The organism is Mesorhizobium sp. 2RAF45 (genome assembly GCF_052115225.1).
GTDB lineage: Bacteria > Pseudomonadota > Alphaproteobacteria > Rhizobiales > Rhizobiaceae > Mesorhizobium > Mesorhizobium jarvisii.
Window position 1 is genome coordinate 26286 of record NZ_JBFRGG010000014.1, and the last position, 15443, is coordinate 41728.

Here is a 15443-nt window from a genome sequence, read left to right on the forward strand (position 1 = left end):
GGTCAGGAAACGCGATCCCGACTGCCCGCCTGTTCAAAGCGGGCAGTTTGCTCTATGCCGCAATGCAACCATCTTCGCCCGGCATAGGCGAAACCCGGGATCGAAGAACCATGAACGACGCCACACCCCCGAATCGTTGCCGCATCGTGCTGATCGCGCCGCCCGGCGTGCCGGCCGCCCGCATCGCCTCCGCATTCGACGGCGGCGACGTCGCCTCGCTGATCCTGCCCGAAAACGGCATGGACGAGGCTTCCTTCCAGGCCTTTGCCGAACAGATCGTGCCGACGGCGCAGGCCGCGGGCGTGGCCGTGATCATCGCCGGCGATACCCGCATCGCCGGCCGTGTCCAGGCCGACGGCATCCATGTCGAGACATCCAAGGCCGAACTGGCCGAAACGATCGAACATTTCCAGGCGAAGATGATGGTCGGCGCCGGCGGTGCCAAGAAGCGCGACGACGCGCTCGAGCTTGGTGAGGTCAGGCCCGACTACATCTTCTTCGGCCGCTTCGGCTACGACAACAAGCCGGAGCCGCATCCGCGCAACCTGTCGCTGGGCGAGTGGTGGGCGCAGATGATCCAGATCCCCTGCATCGTCATGGCGGGATCCGATCTGGCTTCCGTCGAGGACGTGGCCGCCACCGGCGCCGAGTTCGTCGCGCTGTCGAGCGCGGTGTTCGCCGAGGGCGTCGATCCGAAAACCGCCGTGGCCCGTGCCAACGCATTGCTCGACCAAACCGCGCCGCGCTTCGAGGACTGATGTGGCTCCGGTAAGGTTTCCCCTTCAGGCCTTGCTTGCAGCGGTCATGATCCAGGCCGCCGCCGCCGAAACCGTACCCCAGCCGCAGCCCAAGCCTGAAACCGGCGTGCACACCGACAAGCCGATCGAAAAGCAGCTGCCGCAGCCCGCCACCACGGCGGAGCCGGCACCGCTGCCCTCGGTCGACAGCATCAATCCCGACCGCTTCGGCGCCAAGCCGGCGGACGCAGCCTATGGCGCTTTCCAGCGCGGGCTCTACAAAACGGCCTATAATCTGGCGCTGACTCGCGCCCGGAACGGCGACCCGGCGGCGCAGACACTGGTGGCCGAGATCCTGTCGCGCGGGCTCGGCGTGCCGCTGAATGCGGCGGAAGCCTCGAAATGGTATGCGCTTGCCGCCGAACAGGGTGTGCCTGAGGCGCAGTTCCAGTATGCGCTGATGCTGCTCGACGGCCGTTACGTCAAGAAGGATCCGAAAGAGGCCTACGCCCTGATGCAGGCCGCCGCCGAAGCCGGCAACCAGCTGGCGCAGTTCAATTTCGCGCAGATGCTGGTCCAGCAGGATCCCGGCGACGCGGGCCTGACCAAGGCGGTTTCCTATTATGAGCGCGCCGCCGCGACCGGCCTCGCCGACGCGCAATACGCCATGTCCCAGATCTATGCCAACGGCGTCGGCGGCAAGCCGCGCGACGACGCGCAGGCAAGACGCTTCCTGGCGCAGGCCGCGCGGCAGAACTACGACACCGCGCAGATCGATCTCGCCGCCTGGATGATCGAAGGCCGCGGCGGCGCCCGCGACCTGAAATCGGCTTTCGGCTGGACGAAGCAGGCAGCCGAGGGCGGCAACGTCGCGGCGCAGAACCGGCTGGCAAAACTCTACATGCAAGGCATCGGCACAGACCCGGACCTGGTGCTCGCCGGCGCCTGGTACGTCGTCGCCCGCCGCGCCGGTCTCATCGATCCCGACATGGACGATTTCCTGCAGGGCCTGAGCGACGACCAGACCAAGCAGGCCCTGCAGAAGGCAAACCGCCTGCCCTGATGGCGGCAGGTGCGATCGCCCGGCGCCGGGCCCATTGCTGCCCGCTCCCTTGCCTCTCCGGACGATTTGTGGTCTTGGGAGCCCCTAAATCGCGTGTCCCAGCGAAAATCTCATTCCGGATCCCATCATCATGGCCAAGATCAATGGCAACGAAATCCGTCCCGGCTACGTCATCGAGCATGATGGCGGCCTGTGGGTGGCGGTCAGGACCAACACCGTCAAGCCCGGCAAGGGCGGCGCCTACAACCAGGTCGAACTGAAGAATCTGATCAACGGCACCAAGCTCAACGAGCGCTTCCGCTCGGCCGAGACGGTCGAACAGATCCGCCTCGACCTGAAGGATTTTTCCTTCCTCTATGAACAGGACGACGCGCTGGTGTTCATGGACACCCAGAGCTACGAACAGCTCGAACTGAATAAGGATTTCGTCGGCGACCGCGCCGCCTTCCTGCAGGACGGCATGATGGTGACGGTCCAGCTCTATGAGGAGAGGCCGATCGGCATTTCGCTGCCCGACTATGTCACCCTCACCATTACCGAGGCCGACCCGGTGGTGAAGGGCCAGACGGCGGCATCCTCCTACAAGCCGGCGGTGCTGGAGAACGGCATCCGCGTGCTGGTGCCGCCCTTCATCGGCGCCGGGGAACGCATAATCGTCGACACCAACGAAATCACTTACGTGCGCCGCGCCGACTGACGCGCTGCAGCAGGAAGACATACGATGGCACGCTCAGCCCTTCTTAACGTCATGGTCCAGGCCGCAATGAAGGCCGGCCGCTCGCTGTCGCGCGACTTCGGCGAGGTCCAGAACCTGCAGGTCTCGTTGAAGGGACCCGGCGACTATGTCAGCCAGGCCGACCGCAAGGCCGAGGACATCATCTTTGCCGAATTGTCGAAGGCGCGTCCGGGCTACGGTTTCCTGATGGAAGAGCGTGGCGCGGTGGAAGGCGAAGACAGCCAGCACCGCTGGATCGTCGATCCGCTCGACGGCACCACCAATTTCCTGCACGGCATTCCGCTGTTCGCCGTCTCGATCGCGCTGGAGCGCCAGGGCCAGATCGTCGCCGGCGTCATCTACAATCCGGCCATGGACGAGCTCTACACGACCGAGCGCGGTGGCGGCGCCTTCATGAACGACCGCCGGCTGCGCGTGGCCGGCCGCATCAAGCTGGTCGACACGGTGATCGGCTGCGGCATGCCGCATCTGGGACGCGGCCACCACGGCAATTTCCTCGTGGAATTGCGCAACGTCATGGCCGAGGTCTCGGGCGTGCGCCGTCTCGGTTCCGCCGCGCTCGATCTCGCTTATGTCGCTGCCGGCCGCATGGACGGTTTCTGGGAAACCGGCCTGTCGGCCTGGGACATTGCCGCCGGCATGCTCCTGATCCGCGAAGCCGGCGGCTTCGTCTCGGACATGGATGGCGGGCAGGACATGCTGGACAACGGCTCCGTCGTTGCCGGCAACGAGGTCATCCAGCGTGCGCTGCTGAAGACGGTGAAAAAGCCCCTGGCATCCCGCTAAAGCCCTCCCGCCGCGCTGAGCGGCCGCAGTCGCAAAACCGCCACCTAAGCTTGAAATACTGTCCGGCGGTTGCCCAGATATAGGGTGACGCAGGACGATCTATGACCAATATCCCGCCGCAACTCGAAATCCCCTTTGTCGGGCGCTGGCACTACTCCCGCGCGGAGATGATCGCCGACGGCATTGTCCATGCGGTCGGCATCGTGCTGGCGATCGCGGCCGGCTCGGCGTTGCTGGCGCTGGCGGCGTTTCGCGTCGGACCGGGCGAGTACATCGCCGCCGCCTTCTATGTCGTTTCGCTGCTGACCGTGCTCTCGGTGTCGCTGGCCTACAATCTGTGGCCGGTGACGTCACCGGCCAAATGGGTTCTGCGGCGCTTCGATCACGCCGCGATCTATCTTCTCATCGCCGCCACCTACACGCCTTTTCTGGCTCAGCTCGACGCTTCGCCGCTGGCCCGCTGGATGATCGTGCTGGTCTGGATCGCGGCGGCGACGGGCATCGCCATCAAGGTGTGCTTTCCCGGCCGTTTCGACCGGCTGGCGATCGTCTTCTATCTCGCCATCGGCTGGAGCGGCATCGTCCTTTTCAAGCCGCTCGTCGAGACGCTGCCGACGACGTCGATCGTGCTCATCGTCGCCGGTGGCGTCGTCTATTCCTGCGGCGTCATCTTCTTCGCCTGGAAGGGTCTGCGCTTCCACAACGCCCTGTGGCACGGCTTCGTCGTCACTGGCGCGGGCCTGCATCTGGCGGCCATGGTCGACTGCCTGGTGATAAACCGTTTCTGATCCGCCTGCGGCAATATTGCCAAGCGCCATTCAATTTGGTCACAATTCCGTTTAGAGTCGCGAACGACGTGATCGGCGGCAGCGGCAGCGAAAACGGGGCACGGATGGCTTTTCTCAGATCCTTCGGCATGGGCAGGCGCTCCGACGTCCTGATCTACGATCCACATAAACTGTCGAGTCCGCAGGTGTTCCTGCTGACCATGGTCATCTTCCTGGCCATCGTCGCCTTCATTGCCGCCATCCTGACCCGCCAGATCTCGACGGCCTTCGTCACCAATCCCGGGCTCAACGGCCTGATCATCGGCGTGCTCGCGGTCGGCATCCTGCTTGCCTTCGCCCAGGTCGGGCGGCTGTTTCGCGAGGTGCGCTGGCTCAACTCCTTCCGCGCCGGCTCGGAGACCACCGAGCCGGTGCTTTTGGCGCCGATGAAAGCCATGATCGGCCGCTCCTCGACCATGGCGTTCTCGACCTCCTCGATGCGCACCATGCTCGATTCCATCGCCACGCGCCTCGACGAAAGCCGCGACACCTCGCGCTACCTGGTCGGCCTCCTGGTGTTCCTCGGCCTGCTCGGCACCTTCTGGGGCCTGTTGAACACGATCGGCTCGATCCGCGAGACCATCGAATCGCTCGACCCCGGCACGGGTGACGCCGCGGCGGTGCTCGATTCCTTGAAACAGGGCCTGTCGGCGCCGCTGGCCGGCATGGGCACCGCCTTCTCGTCCTCGCTGTTCGGCCTCTCCGGCTCGCTCGTGCTCGGCTTCCTCGACCTGCAGGCGGGCCGCGCCCAGACGCGCTTCTACACCGAGCTAGAGAACTGGCTGTCCTCGGTCACCGATCTCTCCTCCGACATCGTCGTCTCCGATCCGGCCAAGAGCGAACCATCCGACGAAATCCGTCTGCTGTCGGAGCGGCTGCGCAGCATGCAGGAGAATGGCGGCGGCTCCAATCCGCGCGTCGCCACCGCGATGGCCAATCTCGCCGACGGCATTTCCGGCCTGGTCAAGAACATGCGCTCCGAGCAGCAGATCATGCGCGACTGGGTCGAGGCCCAGTCCGATGAGCAGAAGGCGATGCGCAACACATTGGAAAAGATTGCCGACGCCCTGAAGAAGCCCGGGGTGCACTGACATGGCGCTTGCCAGGGGCCGGCGTACCGATCGCCGCATCGACTATTGGCCGGGCTTTGTCGACGCGCTGTCGACGCTGCTTTTGGCCATTATGTTCCTGCTCACCGTCTTCGTGCTGGCGCAGTTCCTGCTCGGCCGCGAGATTTCCGGCAAGGATACGGTGCTCGCCCGTCTCAACTCGCAAATCAACGAACTGACCCAGTTGCTGGCGCTGGAGCGCTCGACCGCGCAGGACAAGGACGATTCGCTGGCCAATCTGCAGGCGTCGCTGTCGGCGGCCGAGGCGGAGAAGAGCCGGCTCGAACAGTTGCTGGCGCAAGGCGCGGGCGCCGGCGACCAGGCCAACCAGCGCGCCGCGGCGCTTTCGGGCGAACTCGACAGCCAGCGCCAGATCAGCCAGCAGGCGCTGAGCCAGGTCGAGATCCTCAACCAGCAGATCGCCGCGCTGCGCAAGCAGATCGGCGCGCTTGAAGACGCCCTCAATGTGTCCGAAGCCCGCGACCGCGATTCCAACACCAAGATCGCCGATCTCGGCCGCCGGCTGAACGTCGCCCTGGCGCAGCGCGTGCAGGAATTGAACCGCTACCGCTCCGACTTCTTCGGACGCCTGCGCGAGATCCTCGCCGATCGCGAAAACATCCGCATCGTCGGCGACCGCTTCGTGTTCCAGTCGGAAGTGTTGTTTCCGACCGGCTCCGAGGTGATCAACGATGCCGGCAAGGTCGAGATGAAGAAGCTCGCCGACGCCATCATCGAGTTGCAGAAGGAAATCCCGCCCGAGATCAACTGGGTGCTGCGCGTCGACGGCCATACCGACAACAAGCCGCTCTCCGGCACCGGCCGCTACCGCGACAATTGGGAATTGTCGACGGCGCGGTCGACCTCGGTGGTCAAGTTCCTGATCGAGAACGGCGTGCCGGCCAACCGCCTGGTCGCCGCCGGCTTTGGTGAGTTCCAGCCGCTCGACCCCGCCGACACCGACGAGGCGCGCAACAAGAACCGCCGCATTGAACTGAAGCTCACCGAACGTTGATTTCTCATCACGCGAACTCACGCGAATTTGTTCGCCGGCTCAACTCTAGGGCGCAGACGGGAGCCGGCAAGGCCTGAAAAGATTATCTTTTTTTAACTACACTTGGCGCCGGAGCGCTCCTAGCTTGCCGCCCAGGGCCGAGAACCGCCGGCGATGCCTCCCATCGCGACGCGACGGAACCCGACGGCCCGCGGCTGGAAGGTAGACGAAAGAACCGCTGCCTTCCTCTTCTGGAGGAGACGCGACGATGCGCTCTTTTAACCCTACGCTCAGAACTGCAGCATTGACCGCATTCTTTATCGCCATTCCGCTCGCCGGCGCCTATGCCGCGGGCCATCACAAGGGCGCTCTCGACGCGACGGACCCGACAGACATGACCGGCCCGCGCGTCGAGGCTCTCATCGAACAGGTCCAGGGTGTCCGCCACGGCATCGTCGACGCCAGGCAGGCCAACAACATCACTCCGGCGGTGGCGGAGCGCCTGGAGATGCGTACCGCCCGCATCAGCCAGGCGGCCGAGAAGATAGCCGCGTCGGATCACGGCAGGATTCCGGCCGCGCAGTATCATGACCTGCTGCGCCGTCTCGACAATGTCGACCAGCAGCTGCGGGTCGACACCGGCAGCGGTTTCCTGATGGGTGATGGCGCCGACGGCGGAACCTATCCGAACGGCTGAAGCCATCCGGCAAGGTCCAAGAGGAAGGGACCATCTGGCGCCTTCGGGACCCCAATCCCGCGGGCGTCCTTTTTCCTCACCATCCGGCTTGCCTACCAACCAAGCCAGATCGCGATCAGGGCGACCACCGCCGGCACGGTCTGGATGAACAGGATCTTGCGGCCGACCGTTGCCGCGCCGTAGAGGCCGGCAATGGCGACGCACAACAGGAAGAAGACCTTGACCTGAAAACCGGCGGCGCCGAGGTACAGCCCCCAAATCAGGCCGGCCGCGAGAAATCCGTTATAGAGGCCCTGATTGGCCGCGAGCACCTTCGATGCGTTAGCGAATTCGGGCGTCAGGCGAAATGTCTTGTGCCCGCGAGGCGTGTCCCAAAGCACCATCTCGAGATAGACGATGTAGACATGGATCAAGGCCACCAGCCCGACCAGGATGTTGCCGATCATCTGCTCCCCCTTAACGCGTTGCCGGCAGCATTTCATGTCTGGCATCGCTTCCGCAAGGTGCATCCGCCGGACGGCATCTGGGCAATTCCAGGAGAAGTGTGAGGCGGTTTTCCCGGGAAAAGCGCGCAGCGCTTTCCCTTGGGAATTGCATCAAAACAAAGAGTTAGAGCGGTTTGCAGTTTCCATGGAACGGTGAACCGCTCTTAGGGTTGCCAACGCTTTTGCGTTGGTGTCTTTTCGCGCCGTCCTCAATCACGGAAGCCGCCATGTCCTTTCAGAAACTCGACGACCTGGGCCACAAGCTCGAAGCGCTTGAGCATGCGCTGGCCATCCTCGGCGCCGACGAAGCCACGCATATGGCCGTCGGTGGCGGCGAGAAGCGCGCCGAGGCGATGGCGGCACTGGCCGGCATGTACCACACCAGGGCGACCGCTCCGGAAATCGCCGACTGGATCGCCGCCGCCGAAGGCGAGGCGCTCGACGACGAGCAGCGTGCGGCGCTCGGCGAACTGCGGCGGCAATACACCAACCTGACCTGCCTGCCGGTCGAATTCGTCGAACGCCAGACGACGGCGCGCATGCGCTGCGAGCAGCTGTGGCGCGACCTGCGCGCCAAGAACGACTGGGCGGGCTTCCAGCCGGCGCTCGAAGGCGTGGTGGCGCTGGTGCGCGAAGAGGCGGCCCTGCGCTCCGACGTGCTCGGCCTCGCCCCTTACGATGCGCTGATGGAGCAATTCGACCCCGGCAACCGTACATCAGACATCACGCCCGTCTTCGCCGATTTGAAAGCCTTCCTCAAAGGCTTCGTCCCGGAGGCTCTGGCGATCCAGGAAGCGCGGCTGCGCAAGCATCCGCTGAAGCCGCTCTCAGGCACCTACGCGATCGACAAGCAGCGCGAACTTGGCCTTGCCATGATGGCAGCCGTCGGCTTCGACCTGACGCACGGCTCGCTGTCGGTGTCGCACCATCCCTTCTGCGGCGGCGTGCCCAGCGACGTGCGCATCACCACCCGTTACAAGACGTCGGATTTCCTGTCGGCACTGATGGGCGTGCTGCACGAGACCGGCCATGCGCTCTATGAACAGAACCTGCCGAAGGCGTGGTCGCACTGGCCGCTCGGTAAGGCGCGCGGCATGGCCGTGCATGAGAGCCAGAGCCTGTTCGTCGAAAAGCAGATCGGCCGCAACCCCGCCTTCTGGCGCTGGGCGCTGCCGGTGGTGGACAAACATCTCGGCGAGGCCTGGTCGCTCGACGATCTCCTGCCGCATGTGCATCGCGTCGAGCGCGGGCTGATCCGCGTCGACGCCGACGAGGTGACCTATCCCCTGCACGTTATCCTGCGCTACGAACTGGAGCAGGAACTGGTCTCGGGCAGGCTCGAGGTTGCCGATTTGCCCGAAGCCTGGGACGCCAAGATGCGCGACTATCTCGGCCTCTCCACGTTGGACAACCCGGCCGACGGGCCGATGCAGGACGTGCACTGGCCGGGTGCCGCCTTCGGCTACTTCCCGTCCTACACGCTGGGCGCGATGATGGCGGCGCAGCAATGGGCCGCGCTGACGCGCGAACATCCCTCAGCCGATGACGATCTCGCGAAAGGCAATTTCACCGCCATCAATGACTGGCGCCGCAAGAAGATATGGTCGCAGGGCTCGCGCTGGTCGACGCCGGACCTGCTCGAACGCGCCACCGGCGAAAAGCTCAACGCCGTGTATTTCGTCGATCACCTGCGCAAACGGTATGGAACCGCGTAAAGCGATCGAAGGAACCGACAGGACAGAAGCGCCTGTCTACTCCGCCGCGCCCCTGAAGGCGCTGGCGCCGGTCTCGAACTGCAGCTTGGCCAGCCTGGCATAGATGCCGCCCCTGGCGACCAGGCTCTGGTGCGTGCCTTCCTCGACGATGCGGCCGCCATCCATGACCAGGATCCTGTCGGCCTTCAGCACCGTCGCCAGCCGGTGGGCGATGACGATGGTGGTGCGGCCTTGCATCAGCCGTTCCAGCGCTGTCTGCACCAGCGTCTCGCTTTCGGCATCCAGCGCCGAGGTGGCCTCGTCGAGCAGCAGGATCGGCGCGTCGCGCAGGATTGCGCGGGCGATCGCCACGCGCTGGCGCTGGCCGCCGGACAGCGTGACGCCGCGCTCGCCGACCTGGCTGTCATAGCCATTCTCGAGCTTGAGGATGAATTCGTCGGCTAGCGCGTCTTTCGCCGCCGCCTCGATTTCGGCATTGCCCGCGCCCGGCCGGCCGAAGCCGATATTGTCGCGCGCGCTCGCCGCGAAGACGGTGACGTCCTGCGGCACGATGGCGATGCGCTCGCGCACCGACACCGGATCGGCTTCGCGCACGTCGACGCCATCGATCAGGATCTTGCCGGTTTCTGGATCGTAGAAGCGCAGGATCAACGAAAAGACCGTGCTCTTGCCCGCCCCCGAGGGGCCGACAATGGCCACCGTCTCGCCGGGCATGACCTGGAAACTCAGGCCGTGGACGGCGGCACGGTCGGGTCGCGCCGGATAGGAGAAGGAGACGTTGTCGAAGACGATCGCGCCCTTGGCGACCGCCGGCAGCGGCTTCGGATCGGACGGCGCCTGGATCGCCGGCTTTTCGGCCAGGATCTCGGTCAGCCGCTCGGCCGCACCCGCCGCCTGGGAAAGTTCGCCCCAGACTTCCGACAGCGCGCCGAGCGCGCCGGCGGCGAACACCGAATAGAGCAGGAACTGGCCAAGCGTGCCCGGCGACAGCGTGCCTTCGAGCACGTCGCGCGAACCGAACCACAGCACCGCCACGACAGAGGAAAAGATCATGAAGATGGCGAAGAAAGTGAGGAACGAGCGTGCAAAGATCGAGGCGCGCGCCGCCTCGAAGGCAGCCTCCACGGCGGACGAAAAGCGACCGGTGACCAGTCTTTCATTGGTGAAGGCCTGCAGTGTACGCACCGCGCCGATCTGCTCGCTGGCATAGGCCGTCGCATTGGCCAACGTGTCTTGCGCCAGCCGCGATTTGCGACGCACCGAGCGCCCAAAGGCGACCAGCGGCAAGACGATGACGGGGATGGCGGCAATGACCAGGCCGGACAGCTTCGGGCTGGTGAAGACCATCATCGCCACGGCTCCGAGGCCGAGGATGACGTTGCGCAACGCGACCGAGGCGGTGGCGCCGACCGCCGATTTGACCTGCGTCGTATCGGCCGCGAGCCGCGATACGATCTCTCCCGACTGCGACGTATCGAAGAAGGATGGCGACAGGGTCGTCACATGGCTGAACACGTCGTTGCGGATGTCGGCAACAACACGTTCGCCGAGCGTGATGACGAAATAGTAGCGGCAGGCCGACGCCGCCGCCAGCACCGCGGCCATCACCACCAGCATGCCGAAATATTCGGCGATGAAGCTGGAATCCGATGCCGAAAAGCCGTGGTCGATCATGCGCCGCACCGCCAGCGGCAAGGCCAGCGTCGTCGCCGCCGCGACCGTCAGCGAGATCACCGCGCCGATGACCAGTTTCCGGTAGCGGCCAAGATAGGGGAACAGGCGCCTGAGCGGCTTGAGCGAGCGCCGACGCTCGTCCGCATCGCCACTGATGTCCGCCATGACCGTTTTCCTCTGGCCCTTTTCGTGCGCGCCATCAATATGCGGTTGACGCGGCCTTGTGATTCAATTTCGGCTGATGTATAGGCTCGCCGACCGTTTTAGAAGCCGTGGCTACTCAATAGCTACGGCTTCGAGTTTTAAAAAGAGGCGCATCGACGCAGGCTCATGCCCGTCAGCCGCGCCGGCAAGCCAGGAACCGAACCATGAAGAGCGCTATTCATCCCGACTACCACACCATCAAGGTCGTCATGACCGACGGCACCGAATACACGACCCGTTCGACCTGGGGCAAGGAAGGCGATACGATGAACCTCGACATCGACCCGACCACCCACCCGGCCTGGACCGGCGGCCAGCAGACCCTGCTCGACCGCGGCGGCCGCCTCTCCAAGTTCAAGAAGCGTTTCGAAGGTTTCGGCCTCTAAGCCCACTTCGGCATTGTCGCAGATCAAAAACCCGCCTCTTGTAGCGGGTTTTTTTGTTGCGATGAGGTGACGCGCCTCGAGCTGGCCCTCATCCCCCGAACTCCCCCTTGTAGTGAGGGGGACCGAGGGTCTGGGTGCGGGTCTGACGCCGCCCCTTCGCACACCGACTTGCCGGGGGCGGGGCGCGGGTTTCGCCCGTCCTTCGAACCCCCACGAGGGGGAGGATGGGGAGGCATTCTACCCGTCCAACAATTCCCGCAGCGCCATGCGCTTGTAGGCTGCGACCAGCCTGTCGCCCTCCTGCCGCTCGACCGAGATGGCCAGCCGCATCGCTGCCTCGCCCATTTGCCAGACGAGGAACGCCGTGGTCTCCAGCGAGACAGGGTCGGCGCCGGGACGCAATCGCCTCAGCACCGCCACCAGGAATTCGGCATTGGCCCGGCTGTCGGCGAGTTCGAGCTGACGCAGCGCCTGGTCTGCCTGGGTGCCCGACCAGATGTCGCGCATCACCGGTTCGGCCAGGAATAGCCCGTAATAGATATCGACCAACTCCGAGAAAGCCCGCCGCAGGCCTTCGGCGTCGCCGACATCCTTGAGCGCGGCCGAGATGCAGGCCTGGCTCTCGGCGGTGTAGCGCTCTGCCAGCGCCCAGATGATCGCCCGCTTGTCGGGAAAGAACTGGTAGAGCGAGCCGATCGACACCCCTGCCCGTTCGGCGACTTCGCCCATGCGCATGGCATCGCTGCCTTGCTCGGTGATCAGCGCCGAGGCCGCGGCCAGCATGCGCTCCACCCGCTCGCGGCTGCGCTGCTGGCTTGGCGCCCGCCGTGGCGAAGCGATCTGCTCGTTGGCCGGCTTGCCTTCCATGGACTGTCTCCAACAACGCATTCGGCACAATCGCCGAGAGAATGGCTTGACACACAAAATACGAGGGTTTATCACGTTTTGCAAATGTGAGGATTACTCATGTTTTCAAGCAGAGGAAAACCACCATGAGCGACACCAAACCATTTCTTATCCTCGGCGGCACCGGCAAGACCGGCCGCCGTCTTGCCGAGCGGCTGACGGCGCGCGGCATTCCGGTACGGATCGGCTCCCGTTCCGGCACGCCGCGCTTCGACTGGGAGGTTCCCGCAAGCTGGGCTCCCGCACTCGAAGGCGTCAGCGCGGTCTACATCAGCTACTATCCCGACATCGCCGTGCCGGGCGCCGCCGAAGTGATCGATGCCTTCACCCGCCTTGCCATGGAGCATGGCGTTCGCCGGCTGGTGCTGTTGTCGGGCCGCGGCGAGCATGAGGCGCAGCGCGCCGAAGAGATGCTGAAGGCTTCCGGGGCCGACTGGACGATCCTGCGCTGCGCATGGTTCTCGCAGAATTTCAGCGAAGGCTTTCTCATAGAGCCGCTGCTGGCGGGCGAAGTGGCACTGCCGGTCGGACCTGTCGGCGAACCCTTTGTCGATGTCGACGACATCGCTGACGCCGCCGAAGCGGTGCTGACTGAGCCCGGTCATGTCGGCCAGCTCTATGAGCTTACCGGGCCGCGGCTGTTGAGCTTTGCCGACGCGGTCGCCGAGATTGCCAAGGCGACCCGACGCGACATCCGCTTTGTCAGAATTTCGCATGACGAGTTCACCGCCGCCGTCGCGTCGCATGAACTGCCACCCGAAATCGTCTGGCTGCTCGATGAGCTGTTCACCAAGGTGCTCGACGGCCGCAACGAATCGCTCACCGACGGCGTCCAACGCGTGCTCGGCCGCGCACCGAAAGACTTTTCCGCCTACGCAACCGAAACCGCCGCAACAGGCATCTGGAGTCACTGAGATGAGCAAGCTTGTTCCCGCCCTCACCATCATCGCCGCAATCGGCTCGGGCGTCGTCGGCGGCGTCTTCTTCGCCTTTTCCAACTTCGTCATGGCAGCACTTGCCCGGCTGCCCGTCCCGCAAGGCATCGCCGCGATGAATTCGATCAACATCACGGTGATCACGCCGACTTTCATGACGGCGCTTTTCGGCACCGGCCTGCTCTGTCTGGTGCTTATCGCGGCCGCCCTCATGGGCTGGAGCCAGTCCGGCTCGTACTGGCTGCTTGCCGGCGCGGTGATCTACGTGATCGGCAACCCTATCGTGACCATGGTCTTCAACGTGCCGCTCAACGATGCGCTTGCCGCCATCGATCCGGCCAGCAGCAATGGCGCCGCCGTGTGGGCCAACCATCTGAGCCAATGGGTGATGTGGAACCACGTCCGCACCATCACCGCCATCGTGGCGATGGCCTGCTTTATCTTCGCATTGCTGTGAAGAGGCCTTGCGAAACACAAAGGGCCCCGCTGGGCCCCGCTCAGGCGGGGTCTTTTTGCGTGTGCCCCTTTGACGTGTGGCCCTTGCGGTCGGAATGACCGAGATCGCGATCGGGGTCGACCACGTCGCGCACCAGCTGCTTGAGTTTTGCCGCATCGGGAAAGCCGCCGTCGCGCTTGCGATCCCAGATGAAAACATCATTGCAGGAGATGGTGAAGACGCCGCCGGTGCCAGGCACAAGCGCCACTTCGCCGAGATCTGTGCCGAAGGTCGAGAGCAGTTCCTGCGCCATCCAGCCGGCACGCAGCAGCCACTGGCACTGCGTGCAATAGGTGATGCGGATGGCGGGCGACGGCGTCTCGCTCCTATCGGATTGAGCTCTGTCCATATCGGATTGAGCTTTGCTCATATCCCAACCGATCACGCCGCGCTGAGCTTGGCCAAGGTGTCGTCGTCGACTTCGAAGTTGGCGTAGACGCTTTGCACGTCATCGTCGTCCTCGAGCGTGGCGACCAGCTTCATCAGCGACTGTGCCCGTTCCTCGTCGACCGGAACATTGTTCTGCGGCCGCCAGATCAGCTTCACTGATTCAGCTTCGCCGAGCGCGGCTTCCAGTGCTTTCGACACCTCGCCGAGATTCTCGAAGGCGCAATAGATCGTGTGGCCTTCCTCGTCGCTTTCGACATCGTCGGCGCCGGCCTCGATCGCCGCTTCCATGACCTTGTCGGCGCTGCCGGCCGATGCCGGATAATAGATCTCGCCGACGCGGTCCCACATGAAGGACACCGAACCGGTTTCGCCCATCGCGCCGCCGGCCTTGGTGAAGGCCGCGCGCACATTCGACGCCGAGCGGTTGCGGTTGTCGGTCAACGCCTCGACGATGACGGCGACGCCGCCTGGGCCATAGCCCTCATAGCGCACGGCCTCGTAGTTTTCGGCATCGCCCATCGACGCCTTGTTGATGGCGCGCTGGATGTTGTCCTTCGGCATCGACACCGCCTTGGCGTTCTGGATCGCCAGCCGCAGGCGTGGGTTCATCGATGGGTCGGGCGTGCCGCTCTTGGCGGCCACGGTGATTTCGCGCGCCAGCTTGGAAAACATTTTCGACCGCACCGCGTCCTGACGGCCCTTGCGGTGCATGATGTTCTTGAACTGTGAATGGCCAGCCATGGCACCCCTGTCGTGTTCGGCTAGAGCATCTCGCAGCCAGGTGGATCACCTCGCCCTTGCAAAATGCTCGAATTCAAATTTCAGAGCGTCCCAGGTGCAACCCGTGGAAGCACGGCGTTCTCTGCCGGAATGGCCGGCTTATAGATAAATCGGCTCAATTCGTCCAGCCGCGCCGTGCTGCCAGCAGCCAACAAGGACGTCTACAGGCGCTCATGCCTCCAGATCGGACTTCAGCCGGTCGATGATGCTGAGCGCATGGCCGGCATACTGGCTGATCCAGCGGTCGTGGATCTGCTTGATCGGCAGCGCGTTGAGATGGTTCCAGCGCTCGCGTCCGTCGCGGCGCGCAACGATCAGCTCCGCCTCCTCCAGCACCTTGAGGTGCAGCATGACGGTGCAGCGGTCGATGTCGGGGAAGGCATCGCACAGCATACCGGTGGTCTTCGGTTCGTCCCTCAGCCGATCGAGCATTTCGCGCCGGCGCGGGTGCGCCAGCGCCTTGAAAACATTGTCATCCTGCGATCGACTTGACATGTTATGTTTATATAACATATCGTCGAAC

At 64.3% G+C, this 15443-nt stretch carries 18 protein-coding genes; 12 read left to right on the plus strand and 6 right to left on the minus strand.

Going from position 1 to position 15443, the window contains the following annotated elements; translation table 11 throughout:
* The first annotated feature begins 110 nt into the window (after positions 1-110).
* The 8 genes from AB4Z43_RS27060 to AB4Z43_RS27095 all read left to right on the plus strand — a co-directional run bounded on the left by AB4Z43_RS27060 (position 111) and on the right by AB4Z43_RS27095 (position 6949).
* Positions 111-758 carry a thiamine phosphate synthase gene (locus AB4Z43_RS27060; protein ID WP_441939693.1) on the plus strand — a complete coding sequence of 216 codons (648 nt, stop codon included), beginning with the start codon at positions 111-113 and terminating at the stop codon, positions 756-758.
* A gap of 46 nt (positions 759-804) precedes the next feature.
* A complete protein-coding gene (locus AB4Z43_RS27065; RefSeq protein WP_083246450.1) occupies positions 805-1800 on the plus strand; it encodes a tetratricopeptide repeat protein in 996 nt (331 codons plus the stop codon).
* Positions 1801-1930: 130 nt separating this feature from the next.
* Entirely contained in the window at positions 1931-2497 is a 567-nt protein-coding gene (gene efp, locus AB4Z43_RS27070; protein ID WP_019861758.1) for an elongation factor P, read from the plus strand.
* 24 nt (positions 2498-2521) lie between these two features.
* Positions 2522-3322, plus strand: a complete 801-nt coding sequence (locus AB4Z43_RS27075; RefSeq protein ID WP_019861759.1) for an inositol monophosphatase family protein — start codon at positions 2522-2524, stop codon at positions 3320-3322.
* Between the two features lie 101 nt (positions 3323-3423).
* The gene (gene trhA, locus AB4Z43_RS27080) at positions 3424-4110 is read left to right on the plus strand and encodes a PAQR family membrane homeostasis protein TrhA (RefSeq protein WP_441939696.1); all 687 of its coding nucleotides are present in this window, start codon (positions 3424-3426) and stop codon (positions 4108-4110) included.
* Positions 4111-4214: 104 nt separating this feature from the next.
* On the plus strand, positions 4215-5240 hold the full coding sequence (locus AB4Z43_RS27085; protein WP_027047497.1) for a MotA/TolQ/ExbB proton channel family protein: 1026 nt from the start codon (positions 4215-4217) through the stop codon (positions 5238-5240).
* A gap of 1 nt (position 5241) precedes the next feature.
* A complete protein-coding gene (locus AB4Z43_RS27090; RefSeq protein WP_019861763.1) occupies positions 5242-6273 on the plus strand; it encodes a peptidoglycan -binding protein in 1032 nt (343 codons plus the stop codon).
* Between the two features lie 247 nt (positions 6274-6520).
* The gene (locus AB4Z43_RS27095; RefSeq protein ID WP_019861764.1) at positions 6521-6949 is read left to right on the plus strand and encodes a hypothetical protein; all 429 of its coding nucleotides are present in this window, start codon (positions 6521-6523) and stop codon (positions 6947-6949) included.
* Between the two features lie 92 nt (positions 6950-7041).
* Here AB4Z43_RS27095 and AB4Z43_RS27100 read toward each other — a convergent pair whose 3' ends face one another.
* On the minus strand, positions 7042-7395 hold the full coding sequence (locus AB4Z43_RS27100; RefSeq protein ID WP_038650288.1) for a DUF1304 domain-containing protein: 354 nt from the start codon (positions 7393-7395) through the stop codon (positions 7042-7044).
* Between the two features lie 266 nt (positions 7396-7661).
* On the opposite strand from AB4Z43_RS27100, the gene AB4Z43_RS27105 reads away from it, so the two are divergent.
* On the plus strand, positions 7662-9149 hold the full coding sequence (locus AB4Z43_RS27105; RefSeq protein ID WP_441939699.1) for a carboxypeptidase M32: 1488 nt from the start codon (positions 7662-7664) through the stop codon (positions 9147-9149).
* A gap of 36 nt (positions 9150-9185) precedes the next feature.
* Here the strand turns inward: AB4Z43_RS27105 and AB4Z43_RS27110 are convergent, their stop codons facing one another.
* The gene (locus tag AB4Z43_RS27110; RefSeq protein WP_441939701.1) at positions 9186-10988 is read right to left on the minus strand and encodes an ABC transporter transmembrane domain-containing protein; all 1803 of its coding nucleotides are present in this window, start codon (positions 10986-10988) and stop codon (positions 9186-9188) included.
* A 203-nt stretch (positions 10989-11191) separates the two neighbouring features.
* Between AB4Z43_RS27110 and rpmE the strand changes: the two genes are divergently transcribed.
* A complete protein-coding gene (rpmE, locus tag AB4Z43_RS27115) occupies positions 11192-11413 on the plus strand; it encodes a 50S ribosomal protein L31 (protein ID WP_010912060.1) in 222 nt (73 codons plus the stop codon).
* 237 nt (positions 11414-11650) lie between these two features.
* Here rpmE and AB4Z43_RS27120 read toward each other — a convergent pair whose 3' ends face one another.
* The gene (locus tag AB4Z43_RS27120) at positions 11651-12280 is read right to left on the minus strand and encodes a TetR/AcrR family transcriptional regulator (protein ID WP_019861769.1); all 630 of its coding nucleotides are present in this window, start codon (positions 12278-12280) and stop codon (positions 11651-11653) included.
* A 125-nt stretch (positions 12281-12405) separates the two neighbouring features.
* Between AB4Z43_RS27120 and AB4Z43_RS27125 the strand changes: the two genes are divergently transcribed.
* On the plus strand, positions 12406-13233 hold the full coding sequence (locus AB4Z43_RS27125) for an NAD(P)H-binding protein (protein ID WP_441939704.1): 828 nt from the start codon (positions 12406-12408) through the stop codon (positions 13231-13233).
* A gap of 1 nt (position 13234) precedes the next feature.
* Positions 13235-13711 (plus strand): anthrone oxygenase family protein, encoded by a 477-nt coding sequence (locus AB4Z43_RS27130; protein ID WP_441939706.1) that lies wholly within the window; start codon positions 13235-13237, stop codon positions 13709-13711.
* 40 nt (positions 13712-13751) lie between these two features.
* On the opposite strand, the gene AB4Z43_RS27135 is transcribed toward AB4Z43_RS27130, so the two are convergent.
* The 3 genes from AB4Z43_RS27135 to AB4Z43_RS27145 all read right to left on the minus strand — a co-directional run bounded on the left by AB4Z43_RS27135 (position 13752) and on the right by AB4Z43_RS27145 (position 15415).
* A complete protein-coding gene (locus AB4Z43_RS27135) occupies positions 13752-14099 on the minus strand; it encodes a SelT/SelW/SelH family protein (RefSeq protein WP_441939804.1) in 348 nt (115 codons plus the stop codon).
* A 32-nt stretch (positions 14100-14131) separates the two neighbouring features.
* A complete protein-coding gene (locus AB4Z43_RS27140; protein WP_441939708.1) occupies positions 14132-14881 on the minus strand; it encodes a YebC/PmpR family DNA-binding transcriptional regulator in 750 nt (249 codons plus the stop codon).
* Positions 14882-15091: 210 nt separating this feature from the next.
* Positions 15092-15415, minus strand: a complete 324-nt coding sequence (locus AB4Z43_RS27145) for an ArsR/SmtB family transcription factor (RefSeq protein WP_019861773.1) — start codon at positions 15413-15415, stop codon at positions 15092-15094.
* Positions 15416-15443 lie beyond the last annotated feature (28 nt).

Excerpts from the sequence above, each read along its gene's own strand:
- rpmE (WP_010912060.1), top strand. The coding sequence starts at position 11,192 with ATGAAGAGCGCTATTCATCCCGACTACCACACCATCAAGGTCGTCATG.
- efp (WP_019861758.1), top strand. The coding sequence starts at position 1,931 with ATGGCCAAGATCAATGGCAACGAAATCCGTCCCGGCTACGTCATCGAG.
- AB4Z43_RS27140 (WP_441939708.1), bottom strand. The coding sequence starts at position 14,881 with ATGGCTGGCCATTCACAGTTCAAGAACATCATGCACCGCAAGGGCCGT.
- AB4Z43_RS27085 (WP_027047497.1), top strand. The coding sequence starts at position 4,215 with ATGGCTTTTCTCAGATCCTTCGGCATGGGCAGGCGCTCCGACGTCCTG.
- AB4Z43_RS27075 (WP_019861759.1), top strand. The coding sequence starts at position 2,522 with ATGGCACGCTCAGCCCTTCTTAACGTCATGGTCCAGGCCGCAATGAAG.
- AB4Z43_RS27105 (WP_441939699.1), top strand. The coding sequence starts at position 7,662 with ATGTCCTTTCAGAAACTCGACGACCTGGGCCACAAGCTCGAAGCGCTT.
- trhA (WP_441939696.1), top strand. The coding sequence starts at position 3,424 with ATGACCAATATCCCGCCGCAACTCGAAATCCCCTTTGTCGGGCGCTGG.
- AB4Z43_RS27060 (WP_441939693.1), top strand. The coding sequence starts at position 111 with ATGAACGACGCCACACCCCCGAATCGTTGCCGCATCGTGCTGATCGCG.
- AB4Z43_RS27100 (WP_038650288.1), bottom strand. The coding sequence starts at position 7,395 with ATGATCGGCAACATCCTGGTCGGGCTGGTGGCCTTGATCCATGTCTAC.
- AB4Z43_RS27145 (WP_019861773.1), bottom strand. The coding sequence starts at position 15,415 with ATGTCAAGTCGATCGCAGGATGACAATGTTTTCAAGGCGCTGGCGCAC.
- AB4Z43_RS27110 (WP_441939701.1), bottom strand. The coding sequence starts at position 10,988 with ATGGCGGACATCAGTGGCGATGCGGACGAGCGTCGGCGCTCGCTCAAG.
- AB4Z43_RS27125 (WP_441939704.1), top strand. The coding sequence starts at position 12,406 with ATGAGCGACACCAAACCATTTCTTATCCTCGGCGGCACCGGCAAGACC.
- AB4Z43_RS27135 (WP_441939804.1), bottom strand. The coding sequence starts at position 14,099 with ATGGACAGAGCTCAATCCGATAGGAGCGAGACGCCGTCGCCCGCCATC.
- AB4Z43_RS27095 (WP_019861764.1), top strand. The coding sequence starts at position 6,521 with ATGCGCTCTTTTAACCCTACGCTCAGAACTGCAGCATTGACCGCATTC.
- AB4Z43_RS27120 (WP_019861769.1), bottom strand. The coding sequence starts at position 12,280 with ATGGAAGGCAAGCCGGCCAACGAGCAGATCGCTTCGCCACGGCGGGCG.
- AB4Z43_RS27065 (WP_083246450.1), top strand. The coding sequence starts at position 805 with ATGATCCAGGCCGCCGCCGCCGAAACCGTACCCCAGCCGCAGCCCAAG.
- AB4Z43_RS27130 (WP_441939706.1), top strand. The coding sequence starts at position 13,235 with ATGAGCAAGCTTGTTCCCGCCCTCACCATCATCGCCGCAATCGGCTCG.
- AB4Z43_RS27090 (WP_019861763.1), top strand. The coding sequence starts at position 5,242 with ATGGCGCTTGCCAGGGGCCGGCGTACCGATCGCCGCATCGACTATTGG.